The following is a 16,260-nucleotide window of genomic DNA, read 5'->3' on the forward strand; positions in this document are numbered from 1 at the left end:
CTGACGTTCCCGTCATACCGTGGGCATACACGGGCGCAGGAGAATCCGACCGTTCGCGGACGATCGGGGTGCCCGCCGGGGGCCAGCCTGACTGCCATGAGAATCGTCATGAGATGTGTGACGGCCGTGGCGCTGATAGCGGTGGCCGGCTGTGGCCCGTCGACCGGCGGCGACCCGTCGGCCGCGCCGTCGTCGTCGATGTCCGATGCGGACCTGCTGGCCCTGGGTAGGCAGATCGTCCAGTGCATGCGCGACAACGGCATCCCCGACGTGTCCGAGCCGTTCGTCGACGAACACCGCCTTAAGCTGCCCGACGGCGAACAGGAAGCGCTGGAGGAGAAGTATTCCGACGAGCAGTTCGACAACGCCCGGACCGCCTGCCAGGACCTCTACGACAAGGTGCCGCAGGGCGCCATCGACCGGGAGCCGCCGGACGGCCCGGACCAGGCTCCCGGTCCGGACGATGTCGACGCGCTCCGGACGTTCGCCCAGTGCCTGCGCGACAACGGCGTAGCGGAATGGCCGGATCCGAATTCCGACGGCAGGTTCCCGCTGGCCGGGACCCCGCTGGAGAAGGAGAACCCGGAGAACTCGCCGCGCCTGAAGACCGCACTCGACACCTGCCGCCAGCACTGGTCCGGCCCGATCTCGATCGGCAGATGACCGTGCGGCGCACAGGCCGGCTGGTCGCCGGCTCGCTGACGGGAGTGGTGGTCGCCGCCGGGGTGCTGGTCACCGGATGGACGCTGACCGCGAAACCGGAGGCCGCCGCGGGCGCCACCGAGGTGCCGACGACGACGGCCGAGGTGACCCGCGGATCGGTCAGCCAGCGGTTCCGGCTCTCCGGCACATACGGCTTCGACGGCTCCTGGACGGTGACGCACCGTGGCCCGGCCGGCGTGCTGACCGGGCTCGCGGCCGCCGGGTCGCGGGTGTCCCGCGGCGGCGTCCTCTACCGGGTCGACGGCGCGGCGATCCGCCTTCTCCACGGCGACGTCCCCGCCTACCGCGACCTGAACGTCGGGACCACCGACGGCGCGGACGTCCGCCAGCTGGAACGCAACCTCCGGGCGCTCGGCATGGACCCGGACCACGAGATGGCCGTCGACACCGACTTCACCGCGGCGACCGCGGCCGCCGTCCGGCGCCTCCAGAAGAAGTGGGGCGTGACCAGGACCGGAGGCCTGACCCTCGGCTCGATCGTGTTCCTGCCCGGCGAGATCCGGGTGGGGGAGCCGGCCACGTCGGTGGGTGCCGGCACCGGCCCGGACCAGCCGGTGCTGACCGGCACGACCACGCGGCGGGTGGTGACGGCGCAGGTGACGGCCGAGCGGCAGAACCAGATCAGGACCGGCGACGAGGTGACGTACGTGCTACCCGGCGGCGCCCGCACGAAGGGGCGGGTGCTGCGGATCGGGAAGGTGGCCACCTCGGCGACCGACGGTGAGGGCAACGCGCAGCAGGCCACCGTCGACGTGACGATGAGCATCGAGGTGCCGGCCGGGTCACCCGACTACGACCAGGCGTCCGTGCAGGTCAGCCTGGCCACGGCGGTCCGCGCGAACGTGCTGACAGTCCCGGTGTCGGCGCTGATGGCCGATCCCGGCGGCGGCTACCGGGTGCGACTGGCCTCCGGGGCGTACGCGGAGGTGAAACCCGGCCTGTTCGACGAGGCGACCGGGCTGGTCGAGGTGACCGGCGGGGTGACCGCGGGCGACCGGGTGGAGGTGCCGCAGCGATGACCGCCGCCCTGGAACTCGTCGACGTGCACAAGACGTACCCCGGAAGCCCGCCGGTGGAGTCGGTCCGCGGCGTCGACCTGGCCGTGCGGAGCGGCGAGATGGTCGCCGTCGTCGGCCCGTCCGGATCGGGCAAGAGCACCCTGCTCAACCTGGCCGCCGGACTGGACCGGCCGACGTCCGGTTCGGTGCGCATCGCCGGGGAGACCCTGGAGGACCTGAGCGAACGCCGCCTCGCCGGCCTGCGGGCACACCGGCTGGGCGTGGTGTTCCAGCAGTTCTTCCTCCTCGACCACGCCGACGCCCGCGACAACGTGGCGGCCGGCCTGCTCTACCGTGGAGTGCCGGCCCGGCAGCGCAGGGCCGCCGCCGAACAGGTCCTCGACCAGGTCGGCCTCGGTCACCGCATGCGGCACCGGGCGCGCCTGCTGTCCGGCGGCGAACGTCAGCGGGTGGCGATCGCGCGGGCCCTGATCGGCCGGCCGGCGGTCCTCTTCGCCGACGAGCCCACCGGTAACCTCGACTCGGCCAGCGGCGACGCCATCCTCGACCTGCTGCGGGAACTGAACCGGGCCGGCACGACGATCGTGGTGATCACCCACGACACACACGTCGCGTCGGCCGCCCAGCGCCAGGTCACGATCCTGGACGGGCGGGTGGCCGGATGAGCAGCCCGCTGTCCCGGCTGCGGCTCGCCGACCTGCTGCCGGTGGCCACCATCGGATTGCGGACCCGGCCCGGCCGGGCCGGCCTGTCGGTGCTCGGTGTCGCGATCGGTATCGCCGCGATGGTGGCGGTCCTCGGCGTGACCCGCTCCAGCCAGGCCGAGGTGCTGGCCCAGTTGGACCGGCTCGGCACCAACCTGCTGACGGTGACGAGCGCCGACCCCCGCGGCGGTGAGGAGCAGCGGCTGCCGTCCGCGGCCGGGCCGTCGACCGCCCGCACCGAGGGCGTGCTCGCCGCGTCGGCGACCGCACAGCTCGACGACCTGCACGTCTACCGCTCCGATCTGGTGCCCGCCACCCAGCGGGGCGGCCTGGACGTCCGGGTCACCGACACCGCGCTGCCGTCCACCCTGGACGCGGGATTGCTGACCGGCGTGTTCCTGGACGAGGCGACAGCGAACTATCCGGTGGTGGTCCTCGGGTTCGAGGCGGCGACCGTGCTCGGCATCGCCGACCTGTCCGGTGACGACCGGATCTGGCTCGGCGGCCGCTGGTACGTGGTCGTCGGCATCCTCGAACAGGTCGACCTGGCGCCGGAGATCGACCGGGCCGCGCTCATCGGTGCCGGCACGGCCGCTGCCGACTTCGGCTGGGACGGCCACCCCACCCGGGTGTACGTGCGAGCCGACACCGGCCGTACCGCCGAGGTCGCCTCGATGCTCCCGCGTGCCGCGAACCCGCAGGCCCCGAGCCGGGTGTCGGTCAGCCGCCCCTCCGACGTGCTGTCGGCGCGACTGGCCGTCGCAGACGCCACCACCTCGCTCTTCCTCGGCCTGGGCGCGGTGGCGCTGCTGGTCGGCGGCATCGGCATCGCCAACGTCATGGTGATCTCGGTGCTCGAACGGCGCGGCGAGGTGGGCCTGCGCCGGGCACTGGGCGCGGCACGCCGGCACGTCGCCGCCCAGTTCGTCGTCGAGTCGGTGCTGCTCGGTGCGGTCGGCGGCGGGGCCGGCGTGCTGCTCGGCGCCGCGGTCACCGTCGCCCTGGCCCAGAACCGGGGCTGGCAGCCGATCATCCCATCGGTCGCGGCGGCACTCGGCCTGGCCGCCGCGCTGCTGGTGGGCACGGTCGCCGGTCTCTACCCGGCGCTGCGGGCCGCCCGCATGGCCCCTACCGAAGCCCTGCGGACGGCGTGAACGACACCAGACCCAGCAGCGTGTCGCTGAGTTTGCCGATCAGGGCCAGCAGGATGATGGCCAGCAGCATCACATCGGTACGCCCGGTGTTCTGACTGTCGATCAGCAGGAAACCGAGCCCCATCGACGAGGCGATCAGCTCCGCCGCGACGAGGAACAGCCAGCCCTGTGCCAGCCCGAGCCGCAGCCCCGACAGGATCGCCGGGGTCGCGGCCGGGAACAGCACCGTTCCGAGCAGTGACAGCCCGGACCGCCCGTAGGCCCGTCCCACCTCGACCAGGTGCGGGTCGATGTGGGACAGCGCCGCCGACACCGTGGTGTAGACGGGGAAGAACGCGCCGATCGCCACCAGCACGATCTTCGGCGTCTCCCCGATACCGAGCCAGAGCAGCAGCAACGGCACCCACGCCAGCGACGGCACCGCCCGGATCGCCTGCACCGTCGGCGACACGACGGCGCTCGCCGCCCGGGACAGGCCGACCAGCCCGCCCAGGGCGAGCCCGAGCGCCGACCCGGCGGCGAACCCGATCAGCACCCGCTGTGTGCTGATCGCCAGGTGGTGCCAGAGCTCGCCGCGCCGGATCAGCTCACCGAGCGCGGCCAGCACCTCGCCCGGCGGCGGGAGTTGCGCGGCGGAGTAGATCCCGGCCGACGCGGTGAGCTGCCACGCGACCAGGATCGCCACCGGGAGCAGGGCCCCGGCGGCGATCCGGCCGGTCCAGCCGGTCCAGCCAGTCCGGCCAGTCCGGCCAGTCCGGCCAGTCCGCAGCAGCGTCACGAAACGGTCCGGGCGGTGGCGTATTTCGGTTCGAACAGCGTGTCGATCGCGGTACGCGCGTCCGCCTCGCTCTTCACGTTGGCGTCGGCCACGAGCACCGGCAGGATCTTCTCGAACACGGCCTTCTGGGCGGCGCCGGGAACGGGGTCGATGTCGAGCACCGTCCGCTCGGTGAGGACGGCCTTCGCCACCGGCTCGGAGATCTTGGCTTCCCGGGCGTACAGGGCGACGGCCTGATCGGGGTTGTCCTTGATCCACTGACGGGCCTTCTCATAGGCGTTGACCACCGACTGCGCCAGATCGGGGTGCTCGGCCAGGAACGCCTCCCGCGCATTGAGCACGCCGTAGGAGTTGAACGCCACGTTCCGGTAGATCAGTTTGGACCCGGCGTCCACCTCGGACGTCGCCATCAGCGGATCGAGGCCGGCCCACGCGTCGACGTCACCACGCTCCAATGCGGTCTTCCCGTCGGCGTGCTGCAGGTTGGTCACCGTCACGTCAGCCGGTTTCAGCCCGGCCCCGTCGAGCGCCTGGAGGAGGAAGAAGTAGGGATCCGTACCCTTGGTCGCCGCGATCTTCTTGCCCTTGAGCTGCGCGACCGACGTGATCGTGGAGTCCTTCGGAACGACGATCGCCGCCCACTCCGGCTGGCTGAACACGTCGATCGTCTTGATCGGCGACCCGTTGGCCCGGGCGACCAGCGCCGCCGCACCCGCCGTCGAACCGACGTCGATCGCGTCCGCACGCAGCGCCTCGTTGGCCTTGTTGCTGCCGGCCGACAACTGCCAGCTGACCGTCACACCCTTGGTGGCGAGCTCGGTCTCCAGCCACTTCTGCTCACGCAGCACCAGGCTCGCCGGGTTGTAGTAGGCGTAGTCGAGCCGCAACGCGACCGGCTTCGCGCCGTCGCCGCTCGCGGTGGGCGCGTCCTCGCCCTGCACGCAGCCGGCCAGCAACGCGGTTGCCGCTGCCGCCACGACAACGGCACGCAAAATCTTCATATCGGTCCTTCCAGGGGGATTTCTCGCGGTGGTGCGGTGGATCAGGAGACCCCGGCGGGGGTACGGACGCCGAGCTCGCGCAGCAACTCGGAGCGCAGAGCGGCCAGGCCGGCGTCGCCGCGGTCCCGTGGGCGGGCGCCCGGCACGTCGAGCACGAGGCGGATCGAGGCGGCGGCGTCCACATCGGCCGATGGGCCCGTGCCCAGCAGCACGACCCGGTCCGCCAGGTGCAGCGCCTCGTCGACATCGTGCGTGACCAGCAGCACCGTCGTCCCGGCCGTGCGCTGCACCTCCGCCAGCAGGTCCTGCATCCGCAGCCGGGTCAGCGCGTCCAGCGCGGCGAACGGCTCGTCGAGCAGCAGCACTCCGGGCCGCCGGGCCAGCGCGCGGGCGAGTGCGGCCCGCTGCGCCATCCCGCCGGACACCTGCCGGGGCCGGTGCCTGGCGAACCCGGCGAGCCCGACGACGGAGAGCCAGTGAGCGACCTCGGCGCGGCCCTTCTCCCGGTCGGTGCCGCGCGGCAGGCCGTAGGCGACGTTGCGTTCGATGGTGCGCCAGGGCAGTAGTCGCGGCTCCTGGAAGACGACGGCGCAGCGGGGTTCGTACCCCCGGACGGGCTGCCCGTCGACGAGCACGCGACCGGAGGTCGGGGTGTCGAGTCCGCCGGCCAGTCGTAGCAGTGTCGACTTGCCGCAGCCGGACGGGCCGAGCAGCGCGACGACCTCACCGGCGGCGACGGTGAGGTTCACGTCGGCCAGGACGGCACGCCGCCGCCCGCTCGCGGTGAACTCCTTACCGGCACCGGAGATCTCCAGGGGCACAGCGCTCATGCCGCGCAGCTTACCCATTAATCCTATTGAATTACTAGAGTGTGAAGGAGATGACCAGCGCTCCCACCGTCGCCGCCACGTAGAGGACGGTCGCGACGGCCATCACCCGCGTCCGCTCCCGCTCGTCCCGGCCCAGTCGCCGCAGCGCCACCGCGAGCAGCGGCAGCACCAGCACGGCGTGCAACGCGACACCGTGCACCGGCTTGAGAAAACCCCCTTCGCTGTACGCCGCCGGCGCGCCCTCGGTCCGCAGGAGCACCGTCCCGCGCGCGATCATGGCGATCCCGCTCGCCAGGCTGACCAGCAGCAGCCCGAACCCGGCCCGCACCGCCAGCCGCATGTCAGCCGGCCCGCGCACCCGCCCGCGCAGCGCCGTCACCGCATACGCCCCGAGCACCACCACCAGGATCACCCCGCCCACCGCCAGGGTCGTCGCCACCGCCCGGTCGACCGGTGTCCCGGTGTTGAAGTGCGACGGCACCCCGCGCCACGCCTGCAGGGTGATCCCGGCGACCTCGAGGGCGCAGTCGGCGGTGAACACCCCGAGCAGCCAGGCCCGCGCCCGGTCCCCGAGCACCAGATGCCGGGTGATCCACACGACGGTGATCAGGGTCAGCCCGAACGACAGCCCGAACGTGACCGGCTTGCGCCACGACACCGGGCCGGCCCACGGCACGTCGTCGGCGAGGAAGACGCCGAGATGCACGACGCCGGAGACGATCAGGAGCAGCCCGATGCCGTACGCCGTGACCTCCACCGGCTTTCTCATGAACGGATGGTGCGCCCCGCCGGCCGTGGCTGTCGTCATGTCCCGGGCGTAGCGCCGGCTACGCCCACGGGCGTAGCCGTGCCGAAAACCCGTGGAGCCGGGGCTGCCCGGTCCGTCATGATCACGGGCATGAGCGGCAGGTTGCGGGCGATCGCCCAGGAGACGGTCTCCATCGTGGAACGTGGGTGGTACGAGGGCCCGGACGGTGCCGTCGACATCGCCGCCGACGTGGCCCGCGCGGTCGAGGGCACCCGCCTGTACCTTCCCGGCGACCCGCTGGCCGAGCCGGTCGCCGCGGCCGGGCCGCCGGTGGTCGAGGTGACCGGCGAGAGCAGTCTCGACGCCGCGCGCCGGCTGTCCGCCGGAGGGGACGCGGTGGCCTGCCTCAACTTCGCGTCGGCACGCAACCCGGGTGGCGGCTTCCTCAACGGCGCCCAGGCGCAGGAGGAGAGCATCGCCCGCGCCTCGGCCATCTATCCGGCGCTGCGGGCGGCCGGCGACTTCTACGCCTTCCACCGGGCGAACCGGGGACTCCTCTACACCGACCGGGTCATCTGGTCGCCGGCGGTTCCGGTGTTCCGCGACGACCGCGGGCGGATGCTCGTCCGGCCGTACACCGTCTCGTTCCTGACCTCGGCCGCGCCGAACCGTGCCATGATCGTCCGCGACCAGCCCGGTCTCCTTCCGGAGGTGCCCGGTGTGCTCGCCCGGAGGGCGGCGCGGGTGTTGCGGGTGGCCGCCGCGCACGGCTGCCGTGAGCTGGTGCTGGGCGCCTGGGGCTGCGGGGTCTTCGGCAACGAGCCGGCGCGGGTGGCGGCGGCGTTCGCCGCGGCGCTCCGCGACGGGCCCTGGTTCGACCGGGTGGTCTTCGCGATCCTGGACCGGCGCGAGACGGTCCGCGACGAGTTCCGCGCGGCCTTCGGCCTGACCTGACCGGCCGGTCGCGGCCCGCGTTTCCCGCAGTCCGATTTCCCTCGGTACGCGCGCCCCGCGCCGAGGTCACGGAAGGTAGGGTGTTCCTCACCGCCCGTCCGTGGATCGTGTACGGCTGGAGTGCGCATGACGACGGCTACCGATGATCCGCTGATCCGCTTCGGACGCTGGGCACTTGCCAAGGTGTGGTTCGGGGTGATGCTGTCCGGCGGTTACGCCCTCGGCCGGCACTACGACTGGCCGCAGGTCTTCCTGACCGCGGCGGCCGTGCTCGGCGCGGTGACTCTCGCGCTCGCCTCGTCGTTCCTGCCGGTCTGGACCAGGCAGCGGCCCAGCGGCATCCCGGTCGCCGACGTCGGACTGCGCGTGATGGTCTGGGGTGGCCTGGTCGTCGCGGTGATCGCCCTGCTGGTCGGCATGCCCTCGGTCGGCATGGTCTCGGCCGCGCTGCTGCTCAACACGGCGGCCCGCACCTTCGGCGACCCGTTCGCCCCGCTGCTGCGCCGGTTGCGCATCACGCCCGAGGTCCGTCACCGCACTTCCGCCCGTGGCCCGTCCCTGCGGCGCCCGTCCCTGCGGCGTTCGCCGGCCCGGCGCCCGGCGCCGCCGCCACGGACCGCCCGCCCCGGCTCGGACCTCTCCGCCGCCGCCTGACCCCGGTGCGCCTTCAGGCCTGACGTTTTCCCTGGTCCGGATGGTTGCTCAGAGGTTGCTCCCGGGTGCCGACGTGAAGGATGCGGAAACCATCCGGACCGGGAGAGACAGGATGACTGATGTGGCGGCTGAGGCCGGTGGGCGGAAGCTCTGGGCGGACCTCAGCGTGAATCTCAAGATCATGATCGCGATCACCGTCGCGGCCGTGATCGCCCTGGTCATAGGCATTCTCGGACTCCGTGCGCTCGCCTCGGCCAGCGACTCCGCCCAGTGGATCTACCGCAGCAACGTGGTCGGCGTCTCCGCCCTCGGCGAGTTCAAGTCCTGGGTCAACCAGGCCCGGCTCGACCTGGTCAGCCACGTCGTCTACCCGGACGCCGCGGTCAAGCAGAAGTACCAGGCGGCGTTCGAGACCGCCGCCGGCGAGGTCGAGGCCGCGATGGCCGCCTACGAGGCCACCTCCCCGGCCGCCTCGCCGGAACTCGTCGCGGCCGTCAAGGACGGCTGGCAGCAGTACCTCGTCATCGCCAACGAGCAGCTCATCCCGACCTCCGAGCGCAACGACCTCACCGCCTGGGGCGACATCCGGGACAAGCAGGTCACCCCGCTGATCTCGCAGATCCGGGAGCGGATCGGCGAGATCGACGCCGCCGAGAACGCGGCGGCCGCCGCCTCCGCCGCCGAGGCCCGGTCGGCCTACGAGTCCAGCCGTCTCGAATCGATCGTCCTGCTCGTCCTCGGCATCGCCGCGGCCCTGGCGCTCGGCATCATCGTCGCCCGCGGCATCGTACGCTCCCTCCAGCGGGTCACCGCCGTCTGCGAGGGCCTCGCCGAAGGCGACCTCACCCAGCAGGCCGGACTCACCAGCCGCGACGAGCCCGGCCGGATGGGCCGCGCCCTGGACGCCGCGATCATCCGGCTCCGCGACACCGTCAGCACCATCGGCGGCTCCGCCGTCACCCTGGCCAGCGCCTCCGAGGAACTCTCCACCGTCAGCGCCCAGCTCCAGGCCGGTGCCGCCGACGTCGCCGACAAGGCCGGCTCGGCCAGCACCGCCAGCGAGAACGTCAACGTCGGCGTCCAGTCGATCGCCGCCGGCGCCGAGGAGATGAGCGCCTCCATCGCCGAGATCGCCACCAACGCCGCGGACGCCGCCCGGGTCGCCCAGGAGGGCATGGCCGTCGCCGAGCGCACCAACAACCAGGTCGGCGAACTCGGCGCGGCCAGCGCGGAGATCGGCGACGTGGTCCGGCTCATCACGAGCATCGCCGAACAGACCAACCTGCTCGCCCTCAACGCGACCATCGAGGCGGCCCGCGCCGGTGAGCTCGGCAAAGGCTTCGCGGTCGTCGCCGGCGAGGTCAAGGAGCTGGCCCAGCAGACCGCCAAGGCCACCGAGGAGATCACCGGCCGGATCGGCGCCATCCAGGAGTCCAGCGACTCGGCGGCCGTCGCCATCGGAGACATCACCCAGGTCATCCAGCGGATCGGTGACTACACCACCACGATCGCCTCGGCCGTAGAGGAGCAGACCGCTACGACCGGTGAGATGAGCCGATCCGTCGCCGAGGCCGCCACCAGCAGTGGAGAGGTCGCCCGTACCGTCTCCGGCGTCGCCGAGGTCGCGACCGCGACCGCCGACGGCGCCCGCGCCACCCAGCAGGCCGCCGCCGATCTCACCCGCCTCGCCGGCGACCTGACCAACCTGGTCGGCGGGTTCCGGCACTGACGCATTCCACGCCGAAGGGAAACACGGTGCTCTCGGAGACGCCCTACGGGCTGGCCCGGCCCACATTGGACGACGCGCGCGCCGCCGTCCACCGGGCCCACGCCGGAGACGGCCCCCGCATCTGGCACGAGCTGATGCGGACCGCCGGCCTCGCCGGCACCGACGGCGGCAGCCTCGAACGGATGCTCGCCGTGATGAACGATGCCGACCCGGCCAGCCGGCTGTGCGCGCTCGCCCTCCGGATCCGGATAACTTCGCACACCCAGCTGTCCCTGCTCGTGAAGGAGCTGTCGTGAACACCGACCTCTTCGACCGGCTGGGCGTACCGGAACGGATCCGGGAGATCGCCGGCTACGACCTCTTCGACCCCGACCTGCGCACCAGCCTCGACGCCATCGCCCAGCGCAGCGCCAGCCTCCTCGAAGCGCCGGTCTCCCTGGTGTCGGTCGTCCTCGACACGTCCCAGTTCATCCTCGGCTCGCACGGCGTCGCCGGATGGGTCGCCGACGCGCAGGGCACACCGGCCGAATGGGCCATGTGCACCCACACGGTGCTGGCCGGCGAGCCGTACTGCGTCGTCGACGGGCTCAGCGACCCACGGCACGCCGACAACCCGTTCCTCCAGATGACCGGGCTGCGCAGCTATCTCGGGGTGCCGCTGACCGGAAGCGGCGGGCACACCCTCGGGGCGCACTGCGTGATCGACGCCCGGCCCCGCATCTTCAGCGACGTGGATCTGGCCGTACTCAGCGACGGCGCGGAGAAGGCGATGAAACTGCTCTGCGCCTACCGCCTCCGATGATCCAGGGCCGGCCGTTCCGCTTCCCCTCGGTCCGCTAGGGCCGGCCGTTCCGCTTCCCTTCGCTCCGCTAGGGCCGGCCGTTCCGCTTCCCTTCGGTCCGCTAGGGCCGGCCGTCCCACTTCCACTCGGTCCGCCGGTCCTGACCGGGCAGATCGCCACGGCCGGTCGCCCACAACAGTGTCGCCCAGCGGCCGGTCGTCTCCGGCGCCTCCCGGAACAGCCGGCGCAGCGCCCGGTCGCACAGATCCTCCGGCGGCGCCCACGGCAGACCCAGCGCCTCCGCGACGTCGTGCAGATGCACCAGCGTCTCCACCACGCCCATCGCCGCGAACCCGCCCGGATCCGAGACGCCGTAGGGATGGAACGCCCGGCGCTCCGGCGGCGCCACCGTCACCACCGCCGCGAGCAGACCACCCGACGCCTCCAGCACCTGGACCAGGCCCTCGGCGGTCGCGCCGTCCTCGGCGAAGACCGTCAGCGCCGGCCCGTCCGGCCGGGCACGCCGCCATCCGAAGGGGACATATCCTTCCGGCGGCGTGTTCTCCGAGGCGACCTGGGCGGCGTACGCGAAAAGGTCGTCGGCGACATGCTCCACCGTCTCCCAGCAGGTCCAGGTGAGACCGGCGGCGGGCACACGCCAGTCCCGGCCGAGGGCCGTCCGGAGGGTGGCGGCGGCGAGAGAGACGGCGGTGCGCACGTCGTCGGCGGTGGTCATCGCCGGAATCTATCGGTACGGGTGACCGGCGGCCCACGCATTTTTGTCATACCCCCGGCGCATCATCGCGGTATGGGAGAACCAGCAACGCCGATTCGCCGCCGGATCGAGCTCACGGTCGCTGAGGCTCGCCTGCGGTTCCAGCAGCTCGTCCGGGTCACCGGGCTGACCGGCCAGATCACCGTCGTGGTCGACGGGGGCCGCCCGATAGCGGCCATCGTCCCGGTCTCCGAGGCCCTGGGAAACGGTCCGTCCCCACCCGCCGTCTCCTCGTCCCCACCCGCCGTCTCCTCTTCCGCCACCGGTCCCTCCGTTTCCTCCGCTCCGCCCGTTCCCGCCGGGCCACCCTCCTTCCCATCCGCGGCCGCCTCTTCCCTTTCCGCCGCCTCACCGCGCTCTCCATCCGCGGCCGCCCCTTCTCCTTCCGCCACCTCCGCGTCTTCCTCGTCCGCGGCTGCTTCTTCTCATCCCGTGGTGCGGCCGTCTTCCTCGTCCGCGGCTGCTTCTTCTCATCCCGCGGTGCGGCCGTCTTCCTCGTCCGCGGCTGCTTCTTCTCCTCCCGCGGTGCCGCCGCCCTCCCCATCCGCGGCCAGCGCCGAGGGTTGGATGCGGCGGATCGAGAAGGTGCGGGAGGACGTCCGCCGTCAGCACGCCCAGCGGATCGGCGAGCTGTCCCAAGCCTTGGACGAGGCCTGGCGACTGCTCGATACGGTTCGGCCACCGGGCACCGACCGCGCCGCCGACACCCTGCGTGCCAGCCATGCCGACCTGCGCAAGGCTCGCTGATCAATCACGACTTGACCGATAGGAGCGTGGCTAAGATCGGATGATGGCGCGACCGCTCGACCTCTTCGTCCCGGGAGTCGTCTACCTCGACGTGATCTTCACCGGCCTCCGCGAGCTGCCTGCCCCCGGTGAGGAGGTGTGGGCGAGCGGTATGGGTTCCTGCCCCGGCGGGGTCGCCAATCTGGCTGTCGCCGCGAGCCGGCTCGGCCTGCACACCGGTCTGGGCACGGCGCTCAGTTCGGATGCCTACGGCGAGTTCTGCCATCGGGTGCTCAGCCGACAGGAGGGCATCGACCTGTCCGCGTCGCGTCGCGTCGACGACTGGCATTCCCCGGTGACCGTGTCCCTGGCCTACGACCGCGACCGCAGCATGATCACGCACGGCCATCCTCTCCCGACCGACGAGGATGGCCTGGTCAACGGCCTGCCCCCGGCCCGCAGCGCCGCGGTGAGCCTGTCACCGGAGGGCACCGGTTGGGTGCGGCGCGCCCGGGCGGCCGGCACGATGGTGTTCGCCGACGTCGGCTGGGACGAGACGGAGCGCTGGTCCTGCGACGTGCTCGGCGACCTGTCCGACTGTCACGCCTTCCTGCCCAACCAGGTGGAGGCGATGCGCTACACCCGTACCGACGACCCACGCCAGGCCTTGGAGAAGCTGTCCGGCCTGGTCCCGGTGGTGGTCGTGACATGTGGTGGCGACGGGGCGATGGCCGTCGACGGCACCACGGGCGAGGTGGCGACGGTCCCTGGTGTACCGGTGGAGGCGCTCGACCCGACCGGCGCCGGCGACGTCTTCACCGCCGGTTTCATCACCGGCACCCTGGGCGGCTGGCCGCTGGCCGACCGGGTCGCCTTCGCCACCCTGGTCGGTGCCCTCTCGGTTCAGCATTTCGGCGGTTCCCTCTCGGCTCCCGGCTGGGGCGACATAGCCGACTGGTGGCGATCCACCCGAGCCGAGGCCCGCGACCCGGACCTGCTGACCCGTTTCGGCTTCCTGGACGACGTGATCCCCCCGGGAAGCCGCAACGCCGTCCACCGGGCAACCGCCACCATCGCCCGCCTCTCCGACGCCCAGGCCGACCACTGACTCGCCACCCGCGCCCCCTCCGCGCGTTTGCGCCTCCGCGCGCTCGCTGCTTCGCGCCTGTGCCTCGATTCGCGTCCGGGTCGGCGTCTCGTCGGCGCCCACGCCCGCGCTGGTCACCCTGCGCTGCTCATCCCCGCGCCGGTCACCCCGCGCTGCTCATCCCCGCGCCGATCACCCCGCGCTGCCCATCCCCGCGCTGCTCATCCCCGCGCTGCCCATCCCCGCGCCGGTCACCCCGCGCTGGTCACTCTGCGCTGCTCATCCCCGCGCCGCCCATCCCCGCGCTGGTCACTCTGCGCCGCCCGTCCCCGCGCCGGTCACCCCGCGCCGATCACCCGCGCTGCCCAGCCCCGGCACCGGTCGCCCTGCGCTGCCCACCCCCCCCGGCGCCGGTCACTCCACGCCACCCGCCCCCGCGCCGGTCACCCAGGTCGCGCACCCCATGCCGTCCGCGGCTCTGGCCCGGGCGCAGAGGCCGTGTTTCGATGCGAGGCGCGTCTTCTTTCGGGCAAATTGGGCGATTCCGAATGACGGCTGACCGAATCATGGAGATGGGATGCGACTGACGATTCTCGGTGGCGGCGGGTTCCGGGTGCCGCTGGTGCACCGGGCACTGCTCGCCGACCGCCGCCGGACCGGGATCACCGAACTCGTGCTCCACGACGTCGACCCGGGACGCCTCGGCGCGATCGGCCGGGTGCTGGCGGCTCAGGCCCGGGACGTTCCCGATGCGCCCGCGCTGATCACCACCGCCGACCTGGACGAGGCCGTGACCGGCGCGGACTTCGTGTTCTGCGCGATCCGGGTAGGCGGCCTCCGCGGCCGGGTCGTCGACGAGCGGGTCGCCCTGAGCGCCGGAGTGCTCGGCCAGGAGACCGTCGGCGCGGGTGGCATCTCCTACGGCCTGCGTACCGCTCCCGAAGCCCACCGCATCGCCGCCCGGATCGCCCGCCTCGCACCCGCCGCCTGGACGATCAACTTCACCAACCCGGCCGGCCTGGTCACCGAGGCGATGTCCGCTCATCTCGGCAACCGGGTCATCGGCATCTGCGACTCCCCGGCCGGCCTGGTGGACAGGGTGGTCCGGTCGATCGGCGCCGACCCGGCCACGGTCCGCGTCGACTACGCCGGCCTCAACCATCTCGGCTGGCTCTACGGCGTCCACCACATCAGCCGGCCGGAGACCGCGACGACGCCGGCCTCAGCGGATCGGCCGGAGACCGCGACGACGCCGGCCCCAGCGGATCGGCCGGAGAACGCGACGACGCCGGCCCCAGCGGATCGGCCGGACGGGACCACCGGACTCCTGGGCGACCTGCTCGCCGACCCGCGGCGGCTGGCGTCTGTCGAGGAGGGACGGCTCTTCGGCGCCGGCCGGCTTCGGGAGCTTCAGGCCGTACCCAATGAATATCTGCACTATTACTACGACGCCGCGGGAACCCTCGCCGCCGTGCGGGATGCCGCGCGCACGCGCGGTGAGTTCCTGCTCGGTCAGCAGGACCGATGCTATGCCGAGATCGCCGCCCGGGACCCGCTCGACGCCTGGTCGGAGGCCTGGCGGGAACGCGAGGCGACCTACATGGCCGAGAACCGTGACCTGACCGGCGCCGGCGACCGCGAACACGACGAATCCCGCCCGGCCGGCTACGAGGGCGTGGCTCTCGCGGTCATGCGCGCCCTGGCGCACGACGAGCCGGCCGGCCTGATCCTGAACGTCCGCAACGGTGGCACGCTGGGCGTTCTCGACGACGATGCGGTGGTCGAGGTTCCCTGCACGGTCACTGCTGCCGGCGCTGTTCCGCAGCCGGTCGCTCCGCTCCCGGCGCACGGCATCGACCTGGTCAGGGCGGTCAAGACGTCCGAGCGCCACATCCTGGAGGCGGCCGCTTCAGGATCAAGGACTTCGGCGGTACGGGCGATGGCCGCCCACCCCCTGGTCGGCCCCGAGGTTGCCGCCCGTCTGATCGACACGTACCGCTCCGAATTCCCCGAACTGGCATACCTGCGCCCTGACCAGGCCGGATAGGCGCTCACCGGAATCGCGGGTCGACCGGCGCTCGTGTGGGGGTACCTCGGCCCGATCATGACTTACGAGTCTGGACCCACCTGAAATTGTCATACCCGGCTGGCAGGGTGATGGGCGGGAACGGGAGCGACCACGGAGGAGACGATCGTGAAATACGGCTACTTCGGTTCGATGAAGGCCAGGCCCGGCCAGCGCGATCAGGTGGTGAAGATCCTGTTGCGGGCTTCCGAGGGCGTGCGTGCCGCCGGCTGTCACCTCTACGTGATCGGGGTCGCCGACGACGACGATCAGACGATCTGGGTCAACGAGGTGTGGGACAGCAAGGAGCACCACGACGCCTCGTTGCAGCTGCCGGAGACCCGTGCCGCGATCGGCGAGGCCATGCCGATGCTGACCGGCGAGTTCACGAGCCGCGAGTTCGCCGTCGTCGGCGGCTTGGGCCTCCCCACCGAGTAGGGCCGCGCCCGCCCGGGCCGTGAGCCCCCGCGGCCCGAGGCGGAAGCTGCCCGAGCCGTGAGCCGCCGCGGGCCCGAGGTGGCAGCCGCCCGTG

18 protein-coding genes are annotated in these 16,260 nt (G+C 72.4%); 13 read left to right on the forward strand and 5 right to left on the reverse strand.

The window, feature by feature from the left end:
- Window positions 1-96 precede the first annotated feature (96 nt).
- The 4 genes from ACFO0C_RS40140 to ACFO0C_RS40155 are packed head-to-tail and all read left to right on the forward strand — an operon-like array spanning window position 97 to window position 3,600.
- Entirely contained in the window at window positions 97-663 is a 567-nt protein-coding gene (locus tag ACFO0C_RS40140) for a hypothetical protein (protein ID WP_378072055.1), read from the forward strand.
- The gene (locus ACFO0C_RS40145) at window positions 660-1,742 is read left to right on the forward strand and encodes a peptidoglycan-binding protein (protein WP_378072056.1); all 1,083 of its coding nucleotides are present in this window, start codon (window positions 660-662) and stop codon (window positions 1,740-1,742) included. The genes ACFO0C_RS40140 and ACFO0C_RS40145 overlap by 4 nt, the downstream gene beginning before the upstream one ends.
- Entirely contained in the window at window positions 1,739-2,407 is a 669-nt protein-coding gene (locus ACFO0C_RS40150; protein ID WP_378072057.1) for an ABC transporter ATP-binding protein, read from the forward strand. Before ACFO0C_RS40145 ends, ACFO0C_RS40150 begins: the two co-directional genes overlap by 4 nt.
- Window positions 2,404-3,600 carry an ABC transporter permease gene (locus ACFO0C_RS40155; RefSeq protein WP_378072058.1) on the forward strand — a complete coding sequence of 399 codons (1,197 nt, stop codon included), beginning with the start codon at window positions 2,404-2,406 and terminating at the stop codon, window positions 3,598-3,600. The genes ACFO0C_RS40150 and ACFO0C_RS40155 overlap by 4 nt, the downstream gene beginning before the upstream one ends.
- Here the strand turns inward: ACFO0C_RS40155 and ACFO0C_RS40160 are convergent.
- From ACFO0C_RS40160 to ACFO0C_RS40175, 4 genes are all read right to left on the reverse strand, one after another.
- Window positions 3,575-4,285 (reverse strand): ABC transporter permease, encoded by a 711-nt coding sequence (locus ACFO0C_RS40160; RefSeq protein ID WP_378072059.1) that lies wholly within the window; start codon window positions 4,283-4,285, stop codon window positions 3,575-3,577. The genes ACFO0C_RS40155 and ACFO0C_RS40160 overlap by 26 nt on opposite strands.
- Window positions 4,286-4,374: 89 nt before the next feature.
- Window positions 4,375-5,379, reverse strand: coding sequence for an aliphatic sulfonate ABC transporter substrate-binding protein (locus ACFO0C_RS40165; RefSeq protein ID WP_378072060.1), 1,005 nt, complete (start codon window positions 5,377-5,379; stop codon window positions 4,375-4,377).
- Between the two features lie 41 nt (window positions 5,380-5,420).
- Window positions 5,421-6,209, reverse strand: coding sequence for an ABC transporter ATP-binding protein (locus ACFO0C_RS40170; protein ID WP_378072061.1), 789 nt, complete (start codon window positions 6,207-6,209; stop codon window positions 5,421-5,423).
- Window positions 6,210-6,243: 34 nt separating this feature from the next.
- Window positions 6,244-6,978 carry a hypothetical protein gene (locus ACFO0C_RS40175; RefSeq protein WP_378072062.1) on the reverse strand — a complete coding sequence of 245 codons (735 nt, stop codon included), beginning with the start codon at window positions 6,976-6,978 and terminating at the stop codon, window positions 6,244-6,246.
- Between the two features lie 129 nt (window positions 6,979-7,107).
- On the opposite strand from ACFO0C_RS40175, the gene ACFO0C_RS40180 reads away from it, so the two are divergent.
- From ACFO0C_RS40180 to ACFO0C_RS40200, 5 genes are all read left to right on the forward strand, one after another.
- Window positions 7,108-7,911 (forward strand): TIGR02452 family protein, encoded by an 804-nt coding sequence (locus tag ACFO0C_RS40180; protein WP_378072063.1) that lies wholly within the window; start codon window positions 7,108-7,110, stop codon window positions 7,909-7,911.
- A gap of 126 nt (window positions 7,912-8,037) precedes the next feature.
- Window positions 8,038-8,565 carry a hypothetical protein gene (locus ACFO0C_RS40185; RefSeq protein ID WP_378072064.1) on the forward strand — a complete coding sequence of 176 codons (528 nt, stop codon included), beginning with the start codon at window positions 8,038-8,040 and terminating at the stop codon, window positions 8,563-8,565.
- A 112-nt stretch (window positions 8,566-8,677) separates the two neighbouring features.
- Window positions 8,678-10,294 carry a methyl-accepting chemotaxis protein gene (locus ACFO0C_RS40190; RefSeq protein ID WP_378072065.1) on the forward strand — a complete coding sequence of 539 codons (1,617 nt, stop codon included), beginning with the start codon at window positions 8,678-8,680 and terminating at the stop codon, window positions 10,292-10,294.
- A 26-nt stretch (window positions 10,295-10,320) separates the two neighbouring features.
- The gene (locus ACFO0C_RS40195) at window positions 10,321-10,590 is read left to right on the forward strand and encodes a hypothetical protein (RefSeq protein ID WP_378072066.1); all 270 of its coding nucleotides are present in this window, start codon (window positions 10,321-10,323) and stop codon (window positions 10,588-10,590) included.
- On the forward strand, window positions 10,587-11,096 hold the full coding sequence (locus ACFO0C_RS40200) for a GAF domain-containing protein (protein WP_378072067.1): 510 nt from the start codon (window positions 10,587-10,589) through the stop codon (window positions 11,094-11,096). Before ACFO0C_RS40195 ends, ACFO0C_RS40200 begins: the two co-directional genes overlap by 4 nt.
- 100 nt (window positions 11,097-11,196) lie before the next feature.
- Here ACFO0C_RS40200 and ACFO0C_RS40205 read toward each other — a convergent pair whose 3' ends face one another.
- Entirely contained in the window at window positions 11,197-11,811 is a 615-nt protein-coding gene (locus tag ACFO0C_RS40205; protein WP_378072068.1) for a hypothetical protein, read from the reverse strand.
- Window positions 11,812-11,883: 72 nt separating this feature from the next.
- Between ACFO0C_RS40205 and ACFO0C_RS40210 the strand changes: the two genes are divergently transcribed.
- From ACFO0C_RS40210 to ACFO0C_RS40225, 4 genes are all read left to right on the forward strand, one after another.
- The gene (locus ACFO0C_RS40210) at window positions 11,884-12,597 is read left to right on the forward strand and encodes a hypothetical protein (protein ID WP_378072069.1); all 714 of its coding nucleotides are present in this window, start codon (window positions 11,884-11,886) and stop codon (window positions 12,595-12,597) included.
- A gap of 43 nt (window positions 12,598-12,640) precedes the next feature.
- Window positions 12,641-13,684 (forward strand): carbohydrate kinase family protein, encoded by a 1,044-nt coding sequence (locus ACFO0C_RS40215; RefSeq protein ID WP_378072070.1) that lies wholly within the window; start codon window positions 12,641-12,643, stop codon window positions 13,682-13,684.
- 556 nt (window positions 13,685-14,240) lie between these two features.
- A complete protein-coding gene (locus ACFO0C_RS40220; protein ID WP_378072071.1) occupies window positions 14,241-15,710 on the forward strand; it encodes a family 4 glycosyl hydrolase in 1,470 nt (489 codons plus the stop codon).
- Between the two features lie 147 nt (window positions 15,711-15,857).
- On the forward strand, window positions 15,858-16,166 hold the full coding sequence (locus tag ACFO0C_RS40225) for a putative quinol monooxygenase (RefSeq protein WP_378072072.1): 309 nt from the start codon (window positions 15,858-15,860) through the stop codon (window positions 16,164-16,166).
- Window positions 16,167-16,260: the final 94 nt, after the last annotated feature.

This window comes from Actinoplanes subglobosus (assembly GCF_042650585.1).
Lineage (GTDB): Bacteria > Actinomycetota > Actinomycetes > Mycobacteriales > Micromonosporaceae > Actinoplanes > Actinoplanes subglobosus.